This is a genomic window from Propionivibrio sp. (genome assembly GCF_047602565.1).
Classification (GTDB): domain Bacteria; phylum Pseudomonadota; class Gammaproteobacteria; order Burkholderiales; family Rhodocyclaceae; genus Propionivibrio.
In genome coordinates this window covers 536,034-557,445 of sequence record NZ_JASGGX010000001.1, presented here as the reverse complement: position 1 = coordinate 557,445, position 21,412 = coordinate 536,034, and the positions used below count along the sequence as shown (strand labels likewise).

The following is a 21,412-nucleotide window of genomic DNA, read 5'->3' as shown; positions in this document are numbered from 1 at the left end:
GCGGTGAGGGCGAGCCGGCGGCCGGCTGTCGCGCGAGGGACGATACGGGTTCGTGGCCGGCTGCGACGTTATTGGTTGAATGGGCCACACCGTGTAATCATGGCGGCTTGTCGGGCGCGTGGCAAGGTGGACACCATGGACATCAGCAGGCTGAGATATTTCGTGGTCACGGCCGAGGAGCGGAGCATCAGCCGGGCGGCCGAGCGGCTGCACATCACGCAGCCGCCGCTCACCCGCCACATCCAGTCGCTGGAAAAGGAACTGGGCGTGCCGCTGTTCAACCGCACCAGCGGCGGGGTGGAGCTCACGGAAGTCGGCAAGACCGTCCTGAGCCACGCCCGGGCGATCAGGACCCAGGTCGAACAGGCCACCGCGCAGGTCCGCAAGGTCGCCCGGGGCCAGGCCGGCAGAATCGACATCGGCGTCTATGGTTCGGCCATGCTGGACAGCATTCCCAAGATTCTCGGCGCGTATTCGTCGTCCCATCCGGATGTCGAGGTGGTGCTCCACGTGGCGTCGCGGGGCAAGCAGATCGAGTCCCTGCACCGGGGACGCCTGCTGATCGCCTTCGACCGCTATCTGCCGGACACGCCCGAGCTCCACTGCGAGCTGGTCTGCCGGGAAACCTTGTGGGTGGCGCTCAACCGGAACGATCCCCTGGCGCGCCGGCCGGAAATATCCCTGGAGGACCTGCGCGCGTCCCCGCTGATCGGCGAGCAGGACCCGTGCGTGTATCCGACCTGCCGGGCGCTGTTCAGGCATTACGACTTCGAGCCGCGCGTCGCGCACAAGGCCGTTGACATGATCTCCGCCGTGGCCATGGTCGCCGGCGGATTCGGCAGCGCGTTCGTGCCCGAATCGGTGCTGAACGTCCAGTTGCCGAGCGTGGTTTACCGTCCGCTGCACACCGACGTCGAATGCTTCATCGACCTGCACTGCGCCTATCGCCGGAACGAGCAGTCGCCGTTGCTCCGCTCGTTGCTCGACTGCATCCACGGCTACCACCACCAGAATCCGTCCCGGATGTCGCCGGCAAGCCTCGCGTAACGAAGGATTCGCGCATGGACACCCGACACCTCAAGTACTTCATCGCCGTGGCCGAGGAGTTGAACATCAGCCGGGCGGCCGTCCGCCTGAACCTGTCGCAGCCGCCGCTCACCCGGCACATCCAGGAGCTCGAGGACGAACTGGGCGTCCTGCTGTTCAAGCGCACGACCTGGGGCGTCCAGTTCGACCGAGGCCGGCAAGATGCTTCTGGTCAGGGCGAGAGGCATCCAGAACCACCTGCAACTGCTGGTTGAGCAGGCCCGCAGCCAGGCGTGCGGGCAGGCCGACCGCCTGGACATCGGCGCCTTCGGGGCGGTGCTGCTGACCTACGTTCCGAGCGTTCTGGAGGCTTACAAAAGCAGGTATCCGGCGGTCGAGACGGTCATCCACAACCTGCCGAAGGAGCAGATGGCCGAAGCGCTCCGCCAGGGACGGCTGCTGGTGTTCTTCGATCGCGTGGTGCCCGATTTCCCCGATCTGCGGAAGGAAAAGGTGATGCGGGAGCCGCTGCTGGTCGCGTTGAACCAGAACGATCCGCTGGCCGCCAGGGAAGCCATACATTTCACCGAACTGCGCGATCGGCCGATGATCAGCGGACGTTTCCCGCGCAACGTGCAGAAGCCGATGCACGCCCTCGTGCAGCGTTATGGCTTCGATCTGCATGTCGTGCAGCGATCGGACAACCTGATCTCGGCGGTGTCCATGGTGGCGGGCGGGTTCGGCAGCTGCATCGTGCCGCAGTCGCTGCAGATCCTGAAACTGCCCAACGTCGTCTATCGTCCGCTGATCGCCGAAATCGACGTCGGCATCGATCTCTACTGCATTTTCCGGCCCGGCGCGCAGCCGGAGCTGCTGCGGGATTTCCTCGCCGTCGTGCATGCCCACGGCAACGCCGGCGGCATGAGCGCCGGCCAGGCGTCCCCCGCGGAGCGCTGCGAAGAACTCTCCTGAGCGCCCCCGGCGGCGGCATACCGCAGCGGTATGGCGTTAACGCAAATCGGCATTGGAACGGCCGATTCCTTTTTGCAATGATTCCCGCGAACTCCGGAACGCCGGCTCACGGCGCTTCCCGAGGCAACGCGGGTCTGGAGCAATTCAGGCCATTCTTCGAATAAGCACAATGAGGTGTCGGACATATGAATACGAGTTTCATGCGCTCGCAAGCCATGCCGGAGCGGAAGGGCCTTTCACGGAAGATCATTCCGGTTCTGCTGCGCGGTGGCGTCGTTTGCTCCACGCTGGCGCTCGTCGCCTGCGGAGGCGGCGGCGGGGATGACGAACCTTCGTTTACCCAGCCGGCGCTCGGCGCGAAGGCGAAACCCATCATCACGGTCGATAAATACCAGTTCAAGGACTTGAACGGCAACGGCAAGCTCGACAAGTACGAAGACTGGCGCCTGAGCGTGGACGAACGCATCAACGACCTCGTCGCGCAGATGACCGACACGGAAAAGGTCGGGATGATGATGATCAACGACAACAACGCCGGTTGCGCCGGCGCCGTCACGGCGACTGCCGACGATTACATCAACACCCAGAAGATGACCCGCTTCATCCTGCGCTCCACGGCGGCGGCCGCCGCCGATCCCTGCGACGGCAGCGTGACGCCGGGGCGCGGCGGCTACAAGGTGACGCCGCAGCAGCTGGCTTCCTATACCAATGCGCTGCAGGAAATGGCCGAGAAGACCCGCCTCGGCATCCCGCTGGTGTTCAAGGACAACGCGCGCAATCACGTCGAGACCGATCCGCGCCAGGGCATCGGCGCCGGTTCGGGCGCGTTCAGCCAGTTCCCGAAGGAGGCCGGCCTGGCGGCGGCCGCGCTCGGCGAGCAGTATCTCAAGGAAGGCAAGGCGACCACCGGCGACATGTCCGTGATCAAGACCTTCACCGAGGTGATGGGCCGCGAATACAACGCCGTCGGCCTGCGCGCCATGTACGGCTACATGGCCGACCTGCTGACCGAGCCGCGCTGGTACCGCGCGCACGAGGTCTACACCGAGGACGCCGACCTCAACGCCAACATCATGAAGACCCTGGTCGAAGGGCTGCAGGGCACGACGATCAAGGACGGCACCTCGGTCAGCGCGAGCACCAGGGTGGCGCTGACCATGAAGCACTTCCCGGGCGGCGGTCCGCAGGAACTGGGCATGGACCCGCATTATTCGTTCGGCAAGTACCAGCGCTACGACGGCAACTTCGCCTACCACATGAAGCCGTTCATCGCCGCGATCAATGCCGGCGTGTCGGCGATCATGCCGTACTACGGCGTGCCGATGAGCGGCCGCGACGCGGGCGGCAACCCGATCCCGCTGACGCACGACGGCGTGACCTATCCGCTCACCGGCTTCGCCTTCTCGAAATCGATCGTCACCGATCTGCTGCGCGGCAAGCTCGGCTTCAAGGGCTACGTCAATTCCGACACCGGCATCATCAACGACCGCGCCTGGGGCCTGGAAGACAAGACCGTTCCGGAGCGCGTGGCGGCGGCGATCAACGGCGGCACGGAAACCCTCTCGGGCTTCGCCACGAACAAGACCATCAAGGACCTGCTCGACGCCGGACTGATCTCCAGCGACCGCGTCAACGAAGCGGCGACGCGCCTGCTCAAGGAGCAGTTCCAGCTCGGGCTGTTCGAAAACCCGTATATCGATGCCTCCCAGGCGAACGGCGTGATCGGCTCCGACGCCAGCCGCGCCACGGGCCTCGAACTGCAGAAGAAGTCGGTGGTCCTGCTCAAGAACGAGACCGGGACCGGCGGCAGCAAGGTCCTGCCGCTCCAGGCCGGCGCCAAGGTGTACACGATCGGCTTCGGCAAGTCGGACGTCGAGAAATACGGCTACACCGTGACCGACGGCAACTACGACGCGAGCAAGAGCCAGACCCGGCCCGCCGTGCCGGCCGGCACCGACGTGGCGATCATCCGCGTGCTGGTGCGGGACGGCACCGCCGCGTACGGCAGCAAGGACGCGGCGACCGGCGACAATCCGCTCTACCTCAACCCGCTGACCGGCAAGACCTGGGGCGCCGAGGACCCGTGCCGGATGTTCCCGGCCGTCAATGCGACCTGCACGGACGGACCGAGCCTGGTGTTCGGCGGCGCGCTGCCGTGGGAAATCGGCGACATCAGCTTCACCGGCATGGCCGCGGCCCAGTCGCGCAGCATCTACCCGACGCTGGCCGACATCAAGGCCATCATGGCTGAAATCGGCGATGCGAAGAAGGTGGTCCTGAGCGTCTATTTCCGCGCGCCGTACGTCCTGGACGACGCCAGCGGCATGAAGGACGCCGGCGCGATCCTGGCCACCTTCGGCGTGACCGACGTGGCGATGATGGACGTCCTGTCCGGCAAGTTCAAGCCGCAAGGCAAGCTGCCGTTCGCGCTGCCGAAGACCCAGGCGGCCGTGCAGGAGCAGAAGACCGATCTGCCCGGCTTCGATGAAACGGCCGACGGAGCGCTCTACAAGTTCGGCTACGGCCTGACCTACTGAAAGGCCGGTTGACGACGGGCCCCTCCGTTCAGGGAGGGGCCCGTTCTCCTTCCAACAGGGTCCGCGAAACGATGAAAAAAATCCTCCGTGCCGGAATCGATCCGGCTTGCCGCCTGATCGCCGCGCTGTTCGCCACGCTGCTGCTGGCCGCGCCTTTCCCCGCGCGGGCCGGCCTCGCCGCAGGCCTGGTGGCCTACGACCGGGCGGACTACGCGGCGGCGCTCAGGGAACTGGCGCCGCTGGCGGAAAAGGGCGACGCCGCGGCCCAGTACCGGCTCGGCAGGATGGCCAGCCTCGGCCAGGGCGTGCCGCGGGACCCTCGCGGCGCCGCGGAATGGTTCCACAAGGCCGCGGCACAGGGGCTGGCCGAAGCCCAGGCCGCGCTCGGCTATTTGTGCCTGATCGGGGAAGGCGTGTCGCAGAACAACGATCTGGCGCTGGCGTGGACGCGCAAGGCGGCGGAGCAGGGCGATGCCCAGGCGCAATTCAATCTGGCCGTGATGCACGGCGAGCGCTACGGGATAAAAAAGAATCCGGCCGAGTCGCTCAGATGGATGCGCAAGGCCGCGCGGCAAGGCCTGCCGGCCGCGCTGAACGGCCTCGGCCAGCTTTACCGGGACGGCCAGGGCATCGCGCGCGACCCGGTTCTCGCCTTCGCGATGTTCGATCTGGCCGGGAAGGGCGGCCACGCGGATGCGCTCAAGGGACGGGATGCCGTCGCCGCCAGGATGTCGCCGGCGCAGCTCCGGGAAGCCGGAAGCCTGGCGGACGGCTGGAAGAAGGGGATGCCCCTGCCGGCGCGCTCGAAGAGCGGCGTGAGCGGACTCTAGGTGCCAGGATTCGGTATCGCCGGCGCGAAAGCAATGCAGCGGGGACATGCATCCTGTCGAGGCGATGAAACCGCCGGCCATGCCGCCCAGGCCAGCCGACGCCGCCGGACCATGCCAGCGGTTTCGTATCCGTCATTTTCCGGCGGCCGGGGTAGCGTCCTGCGCGGCGCGGAGTGCCCTGATCGTTTCGAGCATTTCCCGGATCAACGCCGATCCATCGTCCTTGCGGTACATGCACAGGAGATCGAAGGGAATCTGCGGGGCTCCCGAACAGCGCCGGTATACGACGTTCGGCATGTGTATGGACGGCGGCGCGAACGTGAACGCCAGGCCGCAGCTGACCAGGACGAGGGCGGTCAGGACGTTGTCCGCCCGGTGATGCCTGGGCGGCTGGCGGCCATAAGCCCGCGCCAGCGCCGACTCCGTCTCGGTGTCGAAACTGGAGCCGACGCACGGCTCGCCGGCCAGTTCCTCGAAGTCGACGATTTCCCGCGCCGCCAGCGGATGATCCTTGTGCAGGGCGACATAGGGCTGTTCGCGGTGCACCAGCTCGTAGGCGAAATCGGGTTCCTGCGGCAGGAAGCGGTCGAAGGCGATCTGGATTTTCCCCTGGCGCAGCAGCGTGACCTGCTGATCCTTGCGCACGTTGTGCAGCCGCAGCTCGACGTGCGGATTCCGCTTCGAGAACTCGCCGAGCACGCGCGGCACGACGTCGAACATCGCCGAGCCGAAGACGCCGATGTCGAAAGGCACGCGCTCCGCGCGGTCCGCGTGTTTCACGTCGTGCCTGGACTGGGCCAGTTCGGCCTGGATGGTCCGCGCGCGCCGCAGCAGGGCGGTGCCCGCCGGCGTGATCTCCATTCCTGCCGGCGTGCGGATGAACAGCGGCACGTCCATTTCGTCCTCCAGCGCGTGAATCCGCCGGGTCAGCGCCGGCTGGGTGATGTGCAGGCGCGCCGCGGCCCGGCCGATGTTCTTTTCCTCGGCAACCGCGATGAAATAGATGAGAGAACGTGTATCCATGAGTCGCCCCGCCCCTTCGGTATTTTGCGCTCTCGGCGCGGGTGCATTCTACAGGCGGCGTGCCGTCCCGGCCGAAGGACGCGGCGATCGGTCGCGGCGCAGGCCGGCGGGCGTTCATGGCGCCGCGTCGCCCTGCGCCGAGCGGAACTCGCTGATCGTTTCCAGCATGTCCTGGATCAGGGCCGAACAGTCGCCTTTGCGGTACATGCACAGAAGATTGAAGGGAATCTCGGAGGCTTCCAGGCAGGGGCGGTAAACCACGTTCGGGATGCCGAGGGAGCGGATGGAGACCGGGGCGAAGGAAATCCCCAGGCCGCAGCTGACCAGCGCCAGACAGCTCAGGACGTCGTCCGCATGATGGTTGACCTGCGGCGAGGAACCAAAGAACTGCGCCAGCTTGGACGCTATTTCGCTGTCGAAATTGGCGTCGATGCACAGCTCGCCGTCGAGGTCGCCGATATTGATGATCTCCCGCGCCGCCAGCGGATGATCCTCGTGCAGGGCGACGCAGAGATGCTCGCGGTGCACCAGTTCGTAGGCGAAATCGGGCTCCTGCGGCAGGAAGCGGTCGAAGGCGATCTGCACCTTGCCCTGGCGCAGCAGCTCGATCTGCTGATCCTTGCGCACATGGTGCAGCCGCAGTTCGACATGCGGGTTTTTCCTGGAGAACTCGCCCAGTATCCGCGGCACGACGTTGAAAATCGCCGAGCCATAAACGCCGACGTTGAAGGACTGGCGCTCCTTGCGGCCCATCTGCTTCACGGCGAGCTTGGCCTGCGCCAGTTCGGCCTGCACGGCGCGCGCGTGCTGCAGCAGGGCGATGCCCGCCGGCGTGATCTTCATACCCGTCGGCGTGCGCGTGAACAGCGGCATGCCCACCTCGTCCTCCAATGCATGGACCCGGCGGGTCAGCGCTGGCTGGGTGATGTGCAGGCGCGACGCGGCGCGGCCAATGTGCTGCTCCTCGGCAACCGCAATGAAGTAGACGAGAGAACGTGTATCCATGAATCCTCCCAGCCCCTTCGTATGGTTATTCAGGCATTCCCGACACGACGCATTCTATGCAAGCGGCCGGCTTCCTTGCCAATAAAGGAAAGGCATGAAATTCATGCCTATTCGGCATTGGACGAGCAGCGAAACGGTAAAGAAAAATCGTGCTCCGTAACCTGTTCCGCAGGGCTCTCCGCCCGCGAACAGGCGACGGGCGATGCCAAGCCGATAAACAGTCAGGGAGTCCAGCCGGTCTGCCTGCGTGAGGTTTGCGGCATCGCGCTCATTTCCATCACAACGAAACGGGAAGGGAAAACAATGCGAATGCTCAATACCGGGATACGGTTGTCGGTGCTTGCCGCCAGCGTCGCCATGGCCATCGGCCTCATTTCATGCGGCGGCGGCGATGGCCACGACGACGTGGCGACGACCCCGCCGGTTACCGAACCACCCTACACGGGTCACGCCTGGTTCGATCCGAAGATCATCGCCGAGCAAAACGCCGCGTCCACCGATGCAGCCAAGGAGGCGGTGGCGAGAAGGCGCGCCAAGGCACTGATCGCCGCGATGACCGAGGACCAGAAGCTGGATCAATTGACCGGAGCCGGCAACACCATCGTTCCCGAGCTGCCCGACTGCTACGGCGGCCGGCACGTGAAGAACATTCCCGAGCTGGGCATCGCCACCTTGCGCATCACCAACGGGCCGGTGGGCGTGGGGCAGAACGACTGCGCGCCGATCGGCACCCAGCAGCCGCTGACCACCGAGTTTTCCGCCAAGGCCACGGCGCTGCCCTCGGCGATCGCCATGGCCGCCTCGTTCGACAGGAGTACCGCCCACCTGTACGGCAACGTCATCGCGACCGAAATGAACAACCTCGCGCTGCACGTCTTCGAAGCGCCGGGCGTCAATATGGCGCGGATACCGCTGCTCGGGCGCAACTTCGAATACTTCGGCGAAGATCCCTTCCTCTCCGGCACGATGGCGGTCGAGGAATCCAGGGCCATCCAGGCGGCCGGCCTGATCGCCATGCCCAAGCACTTCGTGGCCAACGAGCAGGAGACGATGCGCCAGAAGACCTATTCGACGGTCGATAACCAGGTCCTGCGCGAAATCTATCTGATCCCGTTCGAAATGGCGGTGAAGGACGCCAAGGTCGGCTCGATCATGTGCGCGTACAACTACCTCAACGGCACGCAGGCCTGCGAGAACGACGAAATGCAGAACAAGATCCTGCGCGACGACTGGGGATTCACCGGCTACATCCAGTCCGACTTCCTGGCCACCCGGACGCTCGGCGCGGCGCTGCTGGGCGGCATGGATCACGAAATGCCGGCGCCCAGCCTGTGGGCGCCCGACAAGGTGAAGGCCGCGTTGGCCGATCCGAGCAGCGGCGTGACCTGGGAACGCATCGATCTGGCGCTGGAACGGCGGTTTACGCAGATGTTCAAGGCCGGCATCCTGGACCGCCCGGTCAAGCAGACGCCGATCGATTTCGCCGCGGGCGGCGAAAAGGCGCGCGAAATCGGGGCCAAGTCGTCCGTGCTGCTGAAGAACAGGAGCAGCTTCCTGCCCTTGTCCGCGACGCTGGGCAGCTCCGATTACGTCACCATCATCGGCAAGGCCACCCAGCCCTACGCCCAGCAGGCGGTCATGGGCGGGGCAACGGTCGGCAAGATCGCCGCGGGCGGAAGCTCGGACGTGATTCCCGATTACACCGTCACGCCGGCCGAGGGCATCGCCAAGGCGCTGGGCGTCAGCGCCGGGTCCAGCAAGGTGCGGCTGATCCTCGTCGATGACGCCAACAACCTGGCGTCGGTCAATGGCACGCCGATGAGTTTTGCCGACGCGCTGGCCAACCATATCAACAAGCCGGCCAACAAGGCGATCATCGTCATGGCGGGCACCATCGCCGAGGAAGGCGGCGACCGGGGCACGGTCGATTTTCTGACCTCCCTGTCTGGCGTGGGGATGGAATCGTATTGCGGCTTCGTGGCGGGCTGCCAGGTCACGTCCATCGGGTGGGATGCCGATCCGGCCTACCATCCCAGGAATGGCATGACGCTCGACTGGTATGCCTCGGCCGGCCCCAGCGCCCAGACCAAGAAGGCCGGCACGCGAAGCAGCGGCACCATGGCCATGATCAACGCCATCCTGGCGGCCGACGCCGGCCTCAAGGACCGGACCGTGCTGGTGCTGAAGGACAATGCCAGCTTCTCGGTGCCCGACAGCCTGATCGGCGCCAACGGTCCGGCGTCGATCCTCGAGGTGTGGTTCCCCGGCCAGGAAGACGGCAACATCACCGCCGACCTTCTCTTCGGCAAGGTCAATCCGTCGGGCAAGCTGCCGGTCACCTTCCCCAGGGAAGGCAAGAGCTTCATCGACTACATCACCGTGGATCAATTCCCCGGAACGATGTCCGGCGGCCTGCCGGTGGTCAACTACAGCGAAGGCCTGAACATGGGCTATCGCTGGTACGACGCCAATTTCGTCTCGGCCGCGGGGTGCACCGTGAGCAACGGGGAAAACGCCTGCGTCGCCTTCCCGTTCGGCCACGGTCTTTCCTACACCACGTTCGCCTTCACCAACCCGTCCGTCGCGGCGAACAGCGGCAAGTACGACGTCAAGGTCAAGGTGACCAACACGGGCGGCAAGAAAGGCGCGGAAGTGGTCCAGGTCTACCTCCAGCTGCCCGCTTCGGCCAATGCGGGCCGTCTGGTGCAGCCTCCGAAACGGCTGGTCGGTTTTGCCAAGGTCGAGCTCGATGCCGGTGCGCAGCAGGACGTGACCGTCTCGATCGATCCCGCCGCCAGCAACCATCCGCTCGGCGTGTGGGACAAGGCGACGAACGCCTGGGTCACGCCGTCGGGCAGCTATACGGTGCTGGTCGGTAGTTCGTCCGCGCCGAAGGACCTGTTGCAGGCGGGAACGTTCACCCGGTAACCGCAGTACGCGGGGCTTTCCATGCCGGCGGGCCGATCATGTCCGGCTCGCCGGTTTTTCATAACACGATGCTTGAAAATGTTGATCTCGAAACCTTTCGGCCGATGCGGCAACAGCGTTGATCGGGCACACGATTTTGCTGGTGCCGCGCAGCTTTCTGATAGACCGGTGAAAAACCGGAATGCTATCATCGCACTCCGCAAGGCGCGCTGGCGCGGCGCAGCCGTCAGGGATTTCGGAAAGCAAAATCGGGGAATTCCTGATGTCTCGAAGGCGATTGATTCGATAATCTCCCAGGCCGATGCAGCATCGTCCGCGGGGCCGGGAAACAGGGCGATCTCGCCGAATAGAACAAACAGCGCAGCCCGGCAGCAGGCAGCAAGGGATGGGGAGAGGTCGTGAAGGTGGCGGATATCGCGGTACGCAGCGTGGCGGGTCGGGATTCCTGATGGGTGACCGGTCGTGATCGTGGGGGAGCGCGTGCGCGCGCTGGCCGCCAGGCTGCCGGCATGGCTCGAGCGCATCGTTCTGGCCGTGGTGTGCTGGCAGTTGGCGGGTCTGGTGTGGTGGGTGTTCGCGCCGGGTTCTGGAGGACCGCAGCCGGTGGCGGCGCGGGCGGCGCCGGCGCGGGTTGATTCGCGCGAGGCGCTGATCGGGTGGTTTGGCGCCGAGGCCAAGGCGGACGCGGCGGCGGCGAGCGAGTACGCGCTGATGGCGGTGATCGCCGGGCGGAACGGGGCAGCGCTGTTCCGGGGCAGCGACGGCAAGAGCCTAGCGGTGCGCACGGGGGAGGCGCTGGATGCGTCGAGCCGCCTGATCGCGGTCGAACCCGGCGGGGCCATCATCGAGCGCGGCGGGGTGCGGCAGGAGATCAAGCTGCCGCAGGCCGAGGCGCGCCCCCTGTTCGGCCGGCCCGGCGGCGCGCCGGCCCCGGCCGCGCCGGCCTCGGCTTCGGCCCCGAAGGCCGCGGTCCTGAAACCGATCCGCCTCACCCACGGCCAGATGGTGGCGGTGATGCGCGGCGGCAACGTGGCGGGCTGGGACACGGGCCTGTCCGGCGCGCCGGACGGTGGCATCCGCCTCGACCGGGTGGCGGCGCAGCCGTTCGCCGTGCTGCTGCAGCTCAAGGACGGCGACGTGCTCAAGAAGGTCAACCGGCGCCCGCTCGAACGGGTCGCCGACGTATCGCTCCTGTTCTTCCACTTCGGCCAGCAGCCGTCGGTCAACCTCGAACTCATCCGCCGCGGCGTTCCCCTGATCCAGCATTACGACATCCAGCCATGATCACCAAGACACTCATCCTTTGCCGGTTCCTGTGCATCGTGCTGCTCGGCGCCGGCCTGACGGCGGCGCGGGCGGCGGAAGACACGGTCACCCTCAACTTCGTCAATTCCGACATCGAATCCACGGTCAAGGCCGTGGGGGTGATCACCGGCAAGAACTTCGTGATCGACCCGAAGGTCAAGGGCACGATCAACATCGTCTCCAGCCAGCCGGTGGCGCGCGCGCTGATCTACCCGATCCTGCTCTCGGCGCTGCGCCAGCAGGGCTTCACCGCGGTGGAGAACGACAGCATCGTCAAGATCATGCCGGACGCCGACGCCAAGACCCAGGCCCTGCAGGTCTTCGCGCGCGGCGGCAAGGCGGCCGGGGACCGGGTGGTGACCAAGGTCTTCCCGCTGACCCACGAATCGGCCACGCAGCTGGTGGCGACCCTGCGGCCGCTGGTGTCCGCGAATAACCTGCTGGCGGCGTACCCGGGCGGCAACACCATCGTGATCACCGACTACGCCGACAACGTCGCGCGCATCGGCCAGATCATCGAGAACATCGACCAGCCGGCGGGCAACGAAATCTCGACGATCCGCATCCAGCACGCCTCGGCGCTGGACGTGGCGCAGACCCTCGGCCGGCTGATGCCGGAAGTCTTCGTGCAGGGCGTGGCCTCGCCGATGCCGCTGCCGGAAGGGGTCCGGCGCACGGTGGTGGTTCCCGACATCCGCAACAACCAGCTGCTGGTGCGCAGCGAAGCGGCGGCGCACGGCAAGCAGATCCGCGCGCTGGTCGCCAGCCTCGACACGCCGGCCGCCTCCGGCAGCAACATCAACGTCGTCTACCTGCGCAACGCCGAGGCCGTGGCGCTGGCCAACACCTTGAAGGGCATCCTCACCGGCAGCGGCCAGGACGCGCCCGCGTCGTCGGGCGCCACGGGCACCGGCGCCTCCTCCCTGGGCAGCGGGCTGAGCGGCGCGAGCACCAGCTTCGGCGGCACGAGCGGCACCAGCGGCAGCTCCACCTCCGGCACGGCGTCGCAGACCTCGATGCTGTCCAACGCCGCCGCCTCGTCGTCCGCCGGCAGCGCGTCGCAAGCGTCGGGCGTCAGCGTCCAGGTCGGCGGCGCCACGGTGATCATCCGCGCCGACAGCACCACCAACGCCCTGGTGATCACCGCGCCGGACCACGTCTATAACAACCTGCGCGCGGTGATCGACAAGCTCGACGTGCGCCGGGCGCAGATCTACATCGAGGCGCTGATCGCCGAAGTGAACGTCTCCAGGAGCAAGGAACTCGGCGTGCAGTGGGCCGCCGCGGGCAGCAACGGCTCGCTGCAGGGCGGCGCGCTGTCCAACATCAGCCCGACCGCCACCAACCTCGGCACGCTGTATTCCGGCTTCGTCTCGGATTCGCTGACGATCCCCACCACCTTCAGCCTGGGGCTGTTCAACGGCAGCTTCGGCATGCTGATCACCGCGCTGGAGAGCAACGGCAACGGCAACATCCTGTCCACGCCCAACCTGCTGATGCTCGACAACGAAGAAGCGCGGATCATGGTCGGGCAGAACATCCCGATCCTGACCGGCTCCTACACCACCGTCTCCGGCAGCACGACCAACCCCTTCCAGACCGTCGAGCGCAAGGACGTGGGCATCGTGCTCAAGATCCGGCCGCAGATCTCCGACAGCGGCTCGATTACCCTCAAGGTCGCGCAGGAAGTCTCCAGCGTCGACAACTCGGTCAACACCAACGGCGCCGGCCTCGCCACCAAGGTGCGGCAGATCGACACCAAGGTGCTGGTCGACGACGGCCAGACCATCGTGCTCGGCGGCCTGATCGAGGACAAGGTCTCCGAATCGAAGTACAAGGTGCCGCTGCTCGGCGACATCCCCTGGATGGGCGCGCTGTTCCGCTACGAGACGCGCGACCGCTCGAAGGTCAACCTGATGGTCTTCCTGCGTCCGGTCATCCTGCGCGACGCCAAGTCGAGCCAGGCGCTCTCCTCCGAGCGCTACGAATACCTGCGCGCCGAGCAGGCGCGGTTCGGCGCGCCGGCCGGCGAGCCCCCCGTGCAACTGCCGCCGCAGACGGCGGGCGATGTCGTTCCGCCCCCGGCACTGGTGAGCCCGTCGATGCCATGAGCGCGGCCGTCGTCACCTACGCCTACGCCCGGGAGTTCGGGCTGTTCGACGCCGGCGAGGAGAACGGCGTGCGGCGCGTGCTGTTCCGCGCCGGCGGCGATCCGGGCGCGCTGAGCGAGCTGCAGCGCCACTGCCCGCAGCCCCTGAGCGTGCAGGTCCTGGCGCTCGAGGCCTTCCAGGAGCGCCTGGCGCGCGCCTTCAACGACGGCGGCGCGGGCGCGGCACGCATGGTCGACGACCTGGCCGGCATGGATGATCTGGCCAACCTGCTCGAAGAGATGCCCGAGCTCGCAGACCTGATGGACGCCGAGGAGGACGCCCCGGTCATCCGCCTGATCAACACGCTGCTCGCCCAGGCGCTGCGCGAGAACGCCTCCGACGTGCATTTCGAAATGTTCGAGACGCGGGCGACCGTGCGCTTCCGCGTCAACGGGCAGCTGCGCGACGTGATCGAACCCAAGCGCGGCCTGCATGCCGCGATGGTCTCGCGCATCAAGGTCATGGCCGGGCTCGACATCGCCGAGAAGCGTCTGCCGCAGGACGGGCGGATCGCCCTGCGCATCGCCGGGCGGCCGGTCAACGTGCGCGTGTCCACCTTGCCCGGCGGCCACGGCGAGCGGGTCGTGCTGCGCCTGCTCGACAAATCGGCCGGCCGGCTCGAACTGGAAAGGCTCGGTATGCGGCCGGACACCCTGGCGCGCCTGCAGCACCTGCTGCAGCAGCCGCACGGCATCCTGCTGGTCACCGGCCCGACCGGCTCGGGCAAGACCACCACCCTGTACGCCGCGCTCGCCGGCATGGACAGCCGCGCCACCAACATCATGACCGTCGAGGACCCGATCGAATACGACCTGGACGGCGTCGGGCAGACGCAGATCAACACCCGCATCGACATGAGCTTCGCGCGCGCCCTGCGCGCCATCCTGCGCCAGGACCCGGACGTGATCATGATTGGCGAGATCCGCGACCGCGAGACCGCGCAGATCGCCGTGCAGGCCTCGCTGACCGGCCACCTGGTGCTGGCCACGCTGCACACCAACGACGCGCCGAGCGCCATCACGCGGCTGGTCAACATGGGCATCGAGCCCTTCCTGCTGGCCTCCTCGACCATCGGCGTGCTGGCGCAGCGCCTGGCGCGCCGGCTGTGCCCGGCCTGCCGGCAGGCCTACGCATCCGACGCCGGTGAAATGGAACTCCTCGGCCTCGCGCAGCCGCAGACGCTGTTCCGCGCGGCCGGCTGCCCCGAGTGCAACCAGACCGGCTACCGCGGCCGCACCGGCCTCTACGAACTGCTGGTGGTGGACGACGCCATCCGCGCGCTGGTGCATCGCGGCGGCAACGAACAGGACATCCGCGCCCTGGCGCTGGCGCACGGCATGATGCTGCTGCGCAGCGACGGCGTGGCCCGCGTGCTGGCCGGCGAGACCACGCTCGACGAAGTGCTGCGCGTCACCCGGGAGGGCTGAACCCATGGCCGCCGCGTCATCTTCCTCCTCCCCTGCATCCGCCGTCGCGCGCCGCTTCGCCGTCCTGCGCGTCAGCCTGCCGCCGGGCGAGGCGTGGGCGGAGCGGGAATGCCTGGACTGGCGCGGCTTCACCGCCGGGCACGTGCCGGCCGGGTGCGGCATGAGCCCGCTCGCCGAGCTGCCGGCGGCGGACGAACTGGAATTCCTGCTGCCGGCCTGCCGCGTGTCGATGCACCGGCTCGACCTGCCGGAACGGGCGGGCAAGCACCTCGACGCCCTGATCCGGCAGGCGCTCGAAGACCGCCTGCTCGGCGACCGGGCCGACGCGCTGGCCGTGGCGGGCGGCGCGCAGGGCACGCAGCGGCGCGTGTGGGTGTGCAGCCGCCGCTGGCTCGAAGGCGCGCTCGAACGCCTGGCCGGCGCCGGCCGCCACGCGGCCCGCCTGATCCCCGAGTACGAACTGCTGCCCGAGGACGACGCGGCGACGGTCTTCGCCGCGGCCACGGGCGGCACGATCTTCCGCAACGCCGCGGGGCAGTGCGGCATCGTCGGCAACGAGGCGGCGCTCGCCCCGCTGGCCGGCGGGCAGACGCTGCGGCGCGTCGAGGACCTCGCCGGCCGGCCGTGCCCGTCCGCCTGCCGGACGGGCCTGCCGGAGGCGCTCGCGCGCTTCGCCGGCCGGCGCGTCAACCTGCGGCCGCTGCGCCGCGCGGGCGCGCTGCTGGTGGTGTCGGCCCTCTTGGCGCTGACCGGCGCCGTCGCGCACTGGCGGCATCTGGAAAACCGTCTGGCCGGCCTGCAGCACGAAATCCGCCAGACCTTCGCGGCGGCCTATCCCGGCACGCCGATCGTCGATCCCATCCTGCAATGGGAAAGCAAGCGGCGCGAATCGCTGCAGGCGCGGGACGACGCGCTCGACACCGCCGTGCGCCTCGCCGCCCGCCTCAACGTCCCGCTGCGCCCGCGCGCGCTCGAAGTGAGCGAAGGCGGCGTGCGCCTGACGCTGAGCGAGGGCGACGCCGCGCAGTTCAAGCCGCAGCTCGAAGCGCCCGGCACGCCGGAACGCCTGCCGGCCGGGCCCGGCTTCACGCAACTGACCTACCGCCTCGGGCGGGAACCACGCTGAAGGGAAGAAGGTGCAGGTTCAGCAAAGACTTCAGGAGCACCTGCTGCCGTGGTGGCAGGGACGCTCCGTGCGCGAACGCCGCCTGCTGGCGGTATGGGTGGCGGCCGTCGCCGTGCTGTCGCTGGGGTTCGGCGTGGTCGCGCCGCTGGTCCAGCGCATCGCCGTCCTGGAAAATCGCATCCCGGAACTCGAACGGCTGCTCACCCGCATGCGCGCGCAGCCGCCCGCCGTCAAAGGCGCGGCCGCCGCCGCGCCGCCGTCCGGCGAGGACTTGCGCAGCGCGCTCTACGGCCAGCTCGCCGAGCGCAAGCTCAGCGCGGAGCTGCGGGCCCTGTCGCCGACGCGCGTCGAGATGCGCCTGCCGGAGCTGCCGATGCAGGACGCGCTCGACCTGCTGGACGCCCTGCGCCGGCAGACCGGCGCGCGCGTCGCGGTGTTCGGCGCGAAGAGCGACGGCGCCGCCGGCCAGGCCGCGCGCCTCGTCGTCGAACTGGAGCGGGCGCCATGAAACGGCCGCTGCTGCCCGCGCGGCGCCAGTTCGTCCTGGCCGTGGGCCTCTTCGTGATCGCCCTGGTCGTGCGGCTGCCGGCCGGCTTCGCCACGCTGGCGCTGCCGCCGGCCATCCAGCTCCGGGGCGTGGAAGGCTCCTTCTGGGAAGGGCGGGCGTCCGCCGTCGGTATCAACGGCGTGCTCGTCCAGGAACAGGTGGCGTGGAGCTTCCTGCCGGGCGCGCTGCTCGACGCGAAGCTGGCCTGGGCGGTGCGTGGCCGGCTGGCCGACCAGACCAGCCGGCTCGAACTGGCGCTGCGTCCGCGCGGCGCGGAGCTGAACGGCGTGAGCCTGGCGCTGCCGCTCGAACCGCTGGCCGCGCTGCATCCGCAGCTGAAGCCGGCGCAGCTCGGTGCCACGCTGCGCGTCACCGCCAGACGGCTAGCCGCGCAGGCGCCGGTCGAGGCCACGGTGGCGATCGAGCAGCTGTTCACGCCGCTGGCCGCGGCGGGCGAGCTCGGCAGCTATCGCCTGGACCTCAAGGGCGCCGACGGCCAGGGCGACTGGCAGCTCGCCACCGTCGCCGGGACGCTCAAGGTCGCGGGGCAGGGCAGCTTCGACGCCAACCGCGGCCGGCTCGGCGGCCGCGCCGTGCTGACGCCGCAGGCGCCGATCCCCGGCCTCTCCCCGGTGCTGGCTTCCTTGCCCAAGGACGGCGAGGGCTTCGTGGTAACGTTCTGAGCGGATCGGCATGCCGTTGCCCGATCCTGGCCGCCACGCACGTTTCTGAAGAACGCGAGGAACCTTGCCCGTCTTCCGCTACACCGCCATCCCGCTGGCCGGCGGGCGGCCCGTCAAGGGCACGCTCGACGCCGAGAGCGCGCGCCAGGCGCGGGCCGTGCTCAAGGAACGCGGCCTGCTCGCCTCCGAAATCGAGGCGCAGAAGAGCGGCGCGGCCGAGCGTTCCCGGCTGCGCCTGGGCGGCGCGCTGCTGACCCGCTTCTCGCGCCAGCTCTCGGCGCTGCTCGACGCCGGGCTGACCGTGGACGAGGCGCTCACCGTGCTGGCCGACCAGTCCGACAACGAACGTGAGAAGCGCCTGATCGCCGCGCTGCGCGGCGACATCGCCGGCGGCCTCTCGGTCTCCGCGGCGATGGCCGCGCTGCCGCGCGCCTTTCCGTCGTTCTACCCGACGCTGGTCAAGGCGGGCGAAGAGTCCGGCAAGCTGGCCGGGGTGATGCAGCGGCTCGCCGTCTACCTGGAAGAGCGCGCCGAGCTGATCGCCAAGGTGGCGCTGGCGTTCATCTACCCGGCCGTGGTCTTCGTGGTCTCGGCGCTGGTCATCGTCGGCATGCTTACCTGGGTGGTGCCGCAGATGGTGCAGGTGTTCCAGGGCGCCCGCCAGACGCTGCCGCTGATGACCCGCCTGCTGCTCTCGATCAGCGCCTTCGTCGGCGACTGGGGGTTGTGGCTGCTGGCCGCGGCGGCGATCGCGGGGGCGCTGTTCGCGCTGGCCATGCGCCACGAAGCCTGCCGCCTGCGCGTGCACGCCTGGCGCCTCGAACTGCCGCTGTTCGGCCATTTCGAACGCGCCGCCAACACCGCGCGTTTCGCCAGCACGCTGGCCATCCTGGTCGGCAGCGGCGTGCCGCTCCTGTCCGCGCTGGCCGCGGCGGAAGGGGTGATGACCAACCGCGTGCAGCGCGCGGCGGCCAACGCCGCCGCCGCGCAGGTGCGCGAGGGCATGGGCCTGTCGCGGGCGCTCGCCGGCACGCGCCAGTTCCCGCCCATCCTCATCCACCTGACCGCCAGCGGCGAAGCCACCGGCCGCCTCGACCGCATGCTCGAACGGGCCGCACAGGAACTCTCGCGCGAGCTGTCGCGGCGCATCGAGGCGTTCACCACCCTGCTCGGGCCGGCGGTGGTTCTGCTCATGGGCGGCGTGGTGCTGTTCATCGTGCTGGCCATTCTGCTGCCGGTCTTCGAGATCAACCAGTTCGTCAAATGAAGCAAGGAGCTTCCATGCAAACACCCACGCATCCGCATACGGCGCGCGGCTTCACCCTGATCGAGATCCTCGTCGTGGTGTCCATCCTGGCGATTCTCGGCGCGCTGATCGTGCCCAAGATCATGGACCGCCCGAACGAGGCGCGGGTGGTCGCCGCCAAACAGGACATCGGCACGCTGGTCGCCGCGCTCAAGCTGTACAAGCTGGACAACGGCCGCTATCCGAGCACCGAGCAGGGCCTGAAGGCCCTCCTTGAAAAGCCCGCGTCGGAGCCGGTGCCGGCCAACTGGAAGAGCGGCGGCTACCTGGAGAAGGCGCCGAAGGACCCGTGGGGGCACGACTACATCTACCTCAATCCCGGCCTCAAGGGCGAGATCGACGTGATGAGCTACGGCGCCGACGGCCAGCAGGGCGGCGAGGGCTACGACGCGGACATCGGCTCCTGGATGCCGTGAGCCGGGGATGTGGATGAGGCCATGCCCCACGGAACTCACCCCCGGCGCCGGGCACGGGGCTTCACGCTGATCGAGATCCTCGTGGCCTGCGCCATCGCGGCGATCGTCCTGGGAATCACCATGATCAAGCTCGATGCCTCCGACGGCCGGCGCCTGCGCCAAGCCGCCGAGATGCTGGCCGGCCGCCTGGAGGCCGCGCGCGACGAGGCGGTGATCCGCGGGCAGCCGGTCGCCTTCTCCAGCGACGGGCAGGGCTTCCAGTTCTGGGTGTCCGACCGCGAGCGCGGCGCCTGGGTGGCGCTCGCCGACGCCGACACGGTGGCCGCGGGCCGCCTGGCGGACGGCGTGGCGCTGAGCGCGCTGCGCATCAACGGCGCGGCGCGGCCGCTCGGCGAACGGCTCGTCTTCTCGTTCGGCGGCCTGGCCGAGGCGTTCGCGCTGACCCTGACGGCCGGCCCGCAGTCGCTCGACATCGCCGGCGATGCGCTCGGGCGCATCGAAATCCGCGACACGCCGTGAAACCGACGCGCGGCTTCACCCTGCTGGAGACGCTGGTGGCCCTGGCGGTGGTCGGCATCGCCATGGCCGCGGCGATGCGCTCGACCCGCTTCGCCGTCGACACCGTCGCCGAACTGCGCACGCGCACGGCTGCGGCCTGGGTGGCCCAGAACCTGGCCGGCGAACTGCGCGCCACGCGCGCCTTCCCCGCGATGGGCGCGGCCAGCGGCCGGGCCGTGCAGGGGCGGCAGGAATTCCTCTGGCGCGAGGAGATCGGCGGCACGCCCAACTACAGCTTCCGGCGCGTCGAGATCAAGGTCTTCCTGCCGGAGCAGCCGGAGCACGCCGTGGCCCGGCAGATCGTCTATGTCGCGCGCCAGCAGAACTGAGGCCGCGCGGGCCGCGGGCGGCTTCACCCTCCTGGAGATCCTGGTCGCGCTGGCGATCTTCGCGCTGGCCAGCGTGATCGCCTACGCCGGGCTCGATGCCGTGGCCTCGACCAAGGGCGCGCTGGAAAAGGAAATACGCTTCTGGCGTGAGCTCGGCCTGGTCTTCGACCGCATGGAGACGGACTTCCTGCAGAGCGTGCCGCAGCCGCTGCGCGACGGTCCCGACCGCGTGCGGCCGCCGGTGCGCGGCGGCAAACTCGGCGGCGACGACGAGAACGACGGCTTCTTCATCGAACTGATCCGCCAGGACGCGGACCGCGGGCCGGTGCGCGTGCGCTATCTCTGCGACCGGCGCACGCTGACGCTGCGCGTGAGCCCCGCGCGCCTGCTCGCCGCGACGGGCGTGGACGAGGCGGGGCGGCCGCTCGACACGCCGCTGCTCGGCGCGGTCGAACGCTGCGAGGCGGCCTTCCTCACCGCCGCCAACGCCTGGCTGGACAGCTGGCCGGGCGACCAGTCGCTGGCGCGGCCGCGGGCGATCCGCCTGCGTCTGGCGCTGGCCGGGCAGGGCGTGTTCGAACGGGTGTTCGTCCTGCCATGAGTCCTCAGCTTCCCGCCCGGCGCCGGCAGCGCGGCATGGCGCTGATCACGGCGATCCTGATCGCCGCGCTGGTGGCCTCGCTGGCCTTCGCGCTGAGCGCCCGCGAACGGCTGTGGCTGACCCAGCTCGGCAACCGCGACGACCTCGCGGCGGCGCAGTCCACGGCGCTGAGCGCCATCGATCTGGCGCGGCTGACCCTGCGCGACGACATGCGCAACAACCAGGTCGACCACCTGCTCGAAGCGTGGACCGTGCCGGTGCCGCCGATCAACGTCGAGGCAGGGCGCGTCGGCGGCCGCCTCGTCGAGTTGCAGGGGCGCCTCAATCTCTACACCCTGCAGCGCGACGGCAAGGTGAGCGCGGAGGGCGTGCTCGCGCTGCAGCGGCTGCTGTCCACGCAGAACCTGCCGTCCGACTGGGCCGGCCAGCTGGCCGCGGCGCTGGCGGCGCAGGTCACGCTCTGGCAGGAGGCGAAGAAGGCCGACGCGGCGGCGGCGCGGCTTACCAGCAAGCTGCTGCCGGCGGCGGGCCTGGCCGAACTCGCCGCGCTGGCGGGGCTGTCCGGCGGCGACGCCGAGCGGCTGGCGGCGTTCGAACCCTTCACCGTGCTGCTGCCCGAAGCGACGTCGGTCAACGTCGAACT

Annotated in this window: 19 protein-coding genes and 1 pseudogene; 18 read left to right on the top strand and 2 right to left on the bottom strand. The window is 68.7% G+C overall.

Going from position 1 to position 21,412, the window contains the following annotated elements:
- Positions 1 to 135: 135 nt before the first annotated feature.
- The 5 genes from QM701_RS02570 (at position 136) to QM701_RS02550 (ending at position 5,365) form a co-directional block, all read left to right on the top strand.
- A complete protein-coding gene (locus QM701_RS02570) occupies positions 136 to 1,047 on the top strand; it encodes a LysR family transcriptional regulator (RefSeq protein ID WP_415165534.1) in 912 nt (303 codons plus the stop codon).
- A gap of 14 nt (positions 1,048 to 1,061) precedes the next feature.
- Positions 1,062 to 1,301: a LysR family transcriptional regulator gene (locus QM701_RS02565; RefSeq protein ID WP_415165533.1), complete on the top strand. Its 240-nt coding sequence runs from the start codon at positions 1,062 to 1,064 to the stop codon at positions 1,299 to 1,301.
- Positions 1,249 to 1,998, top strand: coding sequence for a LysR substrate-binding domain-containing protein (locus QM701_RS02560; protein ID WP_415165532.1), 750 nt, complete (start codon positions 1,249 to 1,251; stop codon positions 1,996 to 1,998). The genes QM701_RS02565 and QM701_RS02560 overlap by 53 nt, the downstream gene beginning before the upstream one ends.
- A gap of 185 nt (positions 1,999 to 2,183) precedes the next feature.
- Positions 2,184 to 4,535, top strand: coding sequence for a glycoside hydrolase family 3 protein (locus QM701_RS02555; RefSeq protein ID WP_415165531.1), 2,352 nt, complete (start codon positions 2,184 to 2,186; stop codon positions 4,533 to 4,535).
- Between the two features lie 71 nt (positions 4,536 to 4,606).
- On the top strand, positions 4,607 to 5,365 hold the full coding sequence (locus QM701_RS02550) for a tetratricopeptide repeat protein (protein ID WP_415165530.1): 759 nt from the start codon (positions 4,607 to 4,609) through the stop codon (positions 5,363 to 5,365).
- 132 nt (positions 5,366 to 5,497) lie between these two features.
- Here the strand turns inward: QM701_RS02550 and QM701_RS02545 are convergent, their stop codons facing one another.
- Entirely contained in the window at positions 5,498 to 6,388 is an 891-nt protein-coding gene (locus tag QM701_RS02545; RefSeq protein ID WP_415165529.1) for a LysR family transcriptional regulator, read from the bottom strand.
- Positions 6,389 to 6,502: 114 nt separating this feature from the next.
- Positions 6,503 to 7,393: a LysR family transcriptional regulator gene (locus tag QM701_RS02540; RefSeq protein ID WP_415165528.1), complete on the bottom strand. Its 891-nt coding sequence runs from the start codon at positions 7,391 to 7,393 to the stop codon at positions 6,503 to 6,505.
- A gap of 303 nt (positions 7,394 to 7,696) precedes the next feature.
- On the opposite strand from QM701_RS02540, the gene QM701_RS02535 reads away from it, so the two are divergent.
- From QM701_RS02535 to QM701_RS02475, 13 genes and pseudogenes are all read left to right on the top strand, one after another.
- Positions 7,697 to 10,321: a beta-glucosidase family protein gene (locus QM701_RS02535; protein ID WP_415165527.1), complete on the top strand. Its 2,625-nt coding sequence runs from the start codon at positions 7,697 to 7,699 to the stop codon at positions 10,319 to 10,321.
- A gap of 462 nt (positions 10,322 to 10,783) precedes the next feature.
- Positions 10,784 to 11,605 (top strand): hypothetical protein, encoded by an 822-nt coding sequence (locus QM701_RS02530; protein ID WP_415165526.1) that lies wholly within the window; start codon positions 10,784 to 10,786, stop codon positions 11,603 to 11,605.
- The gene (gspD, locus tag QM701_RS02525; protein ID WP_415165525.1) at positions 11,602 to 13,737 is read left to right on the top strand and encodes a type II secretion system secretin GspD; all 2,136 of its coding nucleotides are present in this window, start codon (positions 11,602 to 11,604) and stop codon (positions 13,735 to 13,737) included. The genes QM701_RS02530 and gspD overlap by 4 nt, the downstream gene beginning before the upstream one ends.
- Complete coding sequence (gene gspE, locus QM701_RS02520) at positions 13,734 to 15,203, top strand: type II secretion system ATPase GspE (RefSeq protein ID WP_415165524.1); 1,470 nt, start codon at positions 13,734 to 13,736, stop codon at positions 15,201 to 15,203. The genes gspD and gspE overlap by 4 nt, the downstream gene beginning before the upstream one ends.
- 4 nt (positions 15,204 to 15,207) lie before the next feature.
- Positions 15,208 to 16,329: a type II secretion system protein GspL gene (gspL, locus tag QM701_RS02515; RefSeq protein WP_415165523.1), complete on the top strand. Its 1,122-nt coding sequence runs from the start codon at positions 15,208 to 15,210 to the stop codon at positions 16,327 to 16,329.
- A gap of 10 nt (positions 16,330 to 16,339) precedes the next feature.
- The gene (gspM, locus tag QM701_RS02510) at positions 16,340 to 16,837 is read left to right on the top strand and encodes a type II secretion system protein GspM (RefSeq protein WP_415165522.1); all 498 of its coding nucleotides are present in this window, start codon (positions 16,340 to 16,342) and stop codon (positions 16,835 to 16,837) included.
- Positions 16,834 to 17,559: a type II secretion system protein N gene (gspN, locus tag QM701_RS02505; RefSeq protein WP_415165521.1), complete on the top strand. Its 726-nt coding sequence runs from the start codon at positions 16,834 to 16,836 to the stop codon at positions 17,557 to 17,559. Before gspM ends, gspN begins: the two co-directional genes overlap by 4 nt.
- A gap of 64 nt (positions 17,560 to 17,623) precedes the next feature.
- Positions 17,624 to 18,826: a type II secretion system inner membrane protein GspF gene (gspF, locus tag QM701_RS02500; protein WP_415165520.1), complete on the top strand. Its 1,203-nt coding sequence runs from the start codon at positions 17,624 to 17,626 to the stop codon at positions 18,824 to 18,826.
- A gap of 14 nt (positions 18,827 to 18,840) precedes the next feature.
- Positions 18,841 to 19,281 (top strand): type II secretion system major pseudopilin GspG, encoded by a 441-nt coding sequence (gene gspG / locus QM701_RS02495; RefSeq protein WP_415165519.1) that lies wholly within the window; start codon positions 18,841 to 18,843, stop codon positions 19,279 to 19,281.
- A 21-nt stretch (positions 19,282 to 19,302) separates the two neighbouring features.
- Positions 19,303 to 19,800, top strand: a complete 498-nt coding sequence (locus QM701_RS02490; RefSeq protein ID WP_415165518.1) for a GspH/FimT family pseudopilin — start codon at positions 19,303 to 19,305, stop codon at positions 19,798 to 19,800.
- Entirely contained in the window at positions 19,797 to 20,168 is a 372-nt protein-coding gene (gspI, locus tag QM701_RS02485; protein WP_415165517.1) for a type II secretion system minor pseudopilin GspI, read from the top strand. The genes QM701_RS02490 and gspI overlap by 4 nt, the downstream gene beginning before the upstream one ends.
- Positions 20,146 to 20,769, top strand: a complete 624-nt coding sequence (gspJ, locus tag QM701_RS02480) for a type II secretion system minor pseudopilin GspJ (RefSeq protein WP_415165516.1) — start codon at positions 20,146 to 20,148, stop codon at positions 20,767 to 20,769. Before gspI ends, gspJ begins: the two co-directional genes overlap by 23 nt.
- Positions 20,766 to 21,377, top strand: a pseudogene (locus QM701_RS02475) (general secretion pathway protein GspK); the annotation flags it as partial. The gene gspJ and the pseudogene QM701_RS02475, both read left to right, overlap by 4 nt.
- Positions 21,378 to 21,412: the final 35 nt, after the last annotated feature.

Bases quoted from the DNA above. Each gene is read 5' to 3' on its own strand.
- gspG (WP_415165519.1), top strand. From the start codon at position 18,841: ATGCAAACACCCACGCATCCGCATACGGCGCGCGGCTTCACCCTGATC.
- gspE (WP_415165524.1), top strand. From the start codon at position 13,734: ATGAGCGCGGCCGTCGTCACCTACGCCTACGCCCGGGAGTTCGGGCTG.
- QM701_RS02560 (WP_415165532.1), top strand. From the start codon at position 1,249: ATGCTTCTGGTCAGGGCGAGAGGCATCCAGAACCACCTGCAACTGCTG.
- QM701_RS02535 (WP_415165527.1), top strand. From the start codon at position 7,697: ATGCGAATGCTCAATACCGGGATACGGTTGTCGGTGCTTGCCGCCAGC.
- QM701_RS02550 (WP_415165530.1), top strand. From the start codon at position 4,607: ATGAAAAAAATCCTCCGTGCCGGAATCGATCCGGCTTGCCGCCTGATC.
- QM701_RS02540 (WP_415165528.1), bottom strand. From the start codon at position 7,393: ATGGATACACGTTCTCTCGTCTACTTCATTGCGGTTGCCGAGGAGCAG.
- QM701_RS02570 (WP_415165534.1), top strand. From the start codon at position 136: ATGGACATCAGCAGGCTGAGATATTTCGTGGTCACGGCCGAGGAGCGG.
- QM701_RS02565 (WP_415165533.1), top strand. From the start codon at position 1,062: ATGGACACCCGACACCTCAAGTACTTCATCGCCGTGGCCGAGGAGTTG.
- gspJ (WP_415165516.1), top strand. From the start codon at position 20,146: ATGTCGCGCGCCAGCAGAACTGAGGCCGCGCGGGCCGCGGGCGGCTTC.
- QM701_RS02545 (WP_415165529.1), bottom strand. From the start codon at position 6,388: ATGGATACACGTTCTCTCATCTATTTCATCGCGGTTGCCGAGGAAAAG.
- gspD (WP_415165525.1), top strand. From the start codon at position 11,602: ATGATCACCAAGACACTCATCCTTTGCCGGTTCCTGTGCATCGTGCTG.
- QM701_RS02490 (WP_415165518.1), top strand. From the start codon at position 19,303: ATGCCCCACGGAACTCACCCCCGGCGCCGGGCACGGGGCTTCACGCTG.
- QM701_RS02555 (WP_415165531.1), top strand. From the start codon at position 2,184: ATGAATACGAGTTTCATGCGCTCGCAAGCCATGCCGGAGCGGAAGGGC.
- gspN (WP_415165521.1), top strand. From the start codon at position 16,834: ATGAAACGGCCGCTGCTGCCCGCGCGGCGCCAGTTCGTCCTGGCCGTG.
- gspL (WP_415165523.1), top strand. From the start codon at position 15,208: ATGGCCGCCGCGTCATCTTCCTCCTCCCCTGCATCCGCCGTCGCGCGC.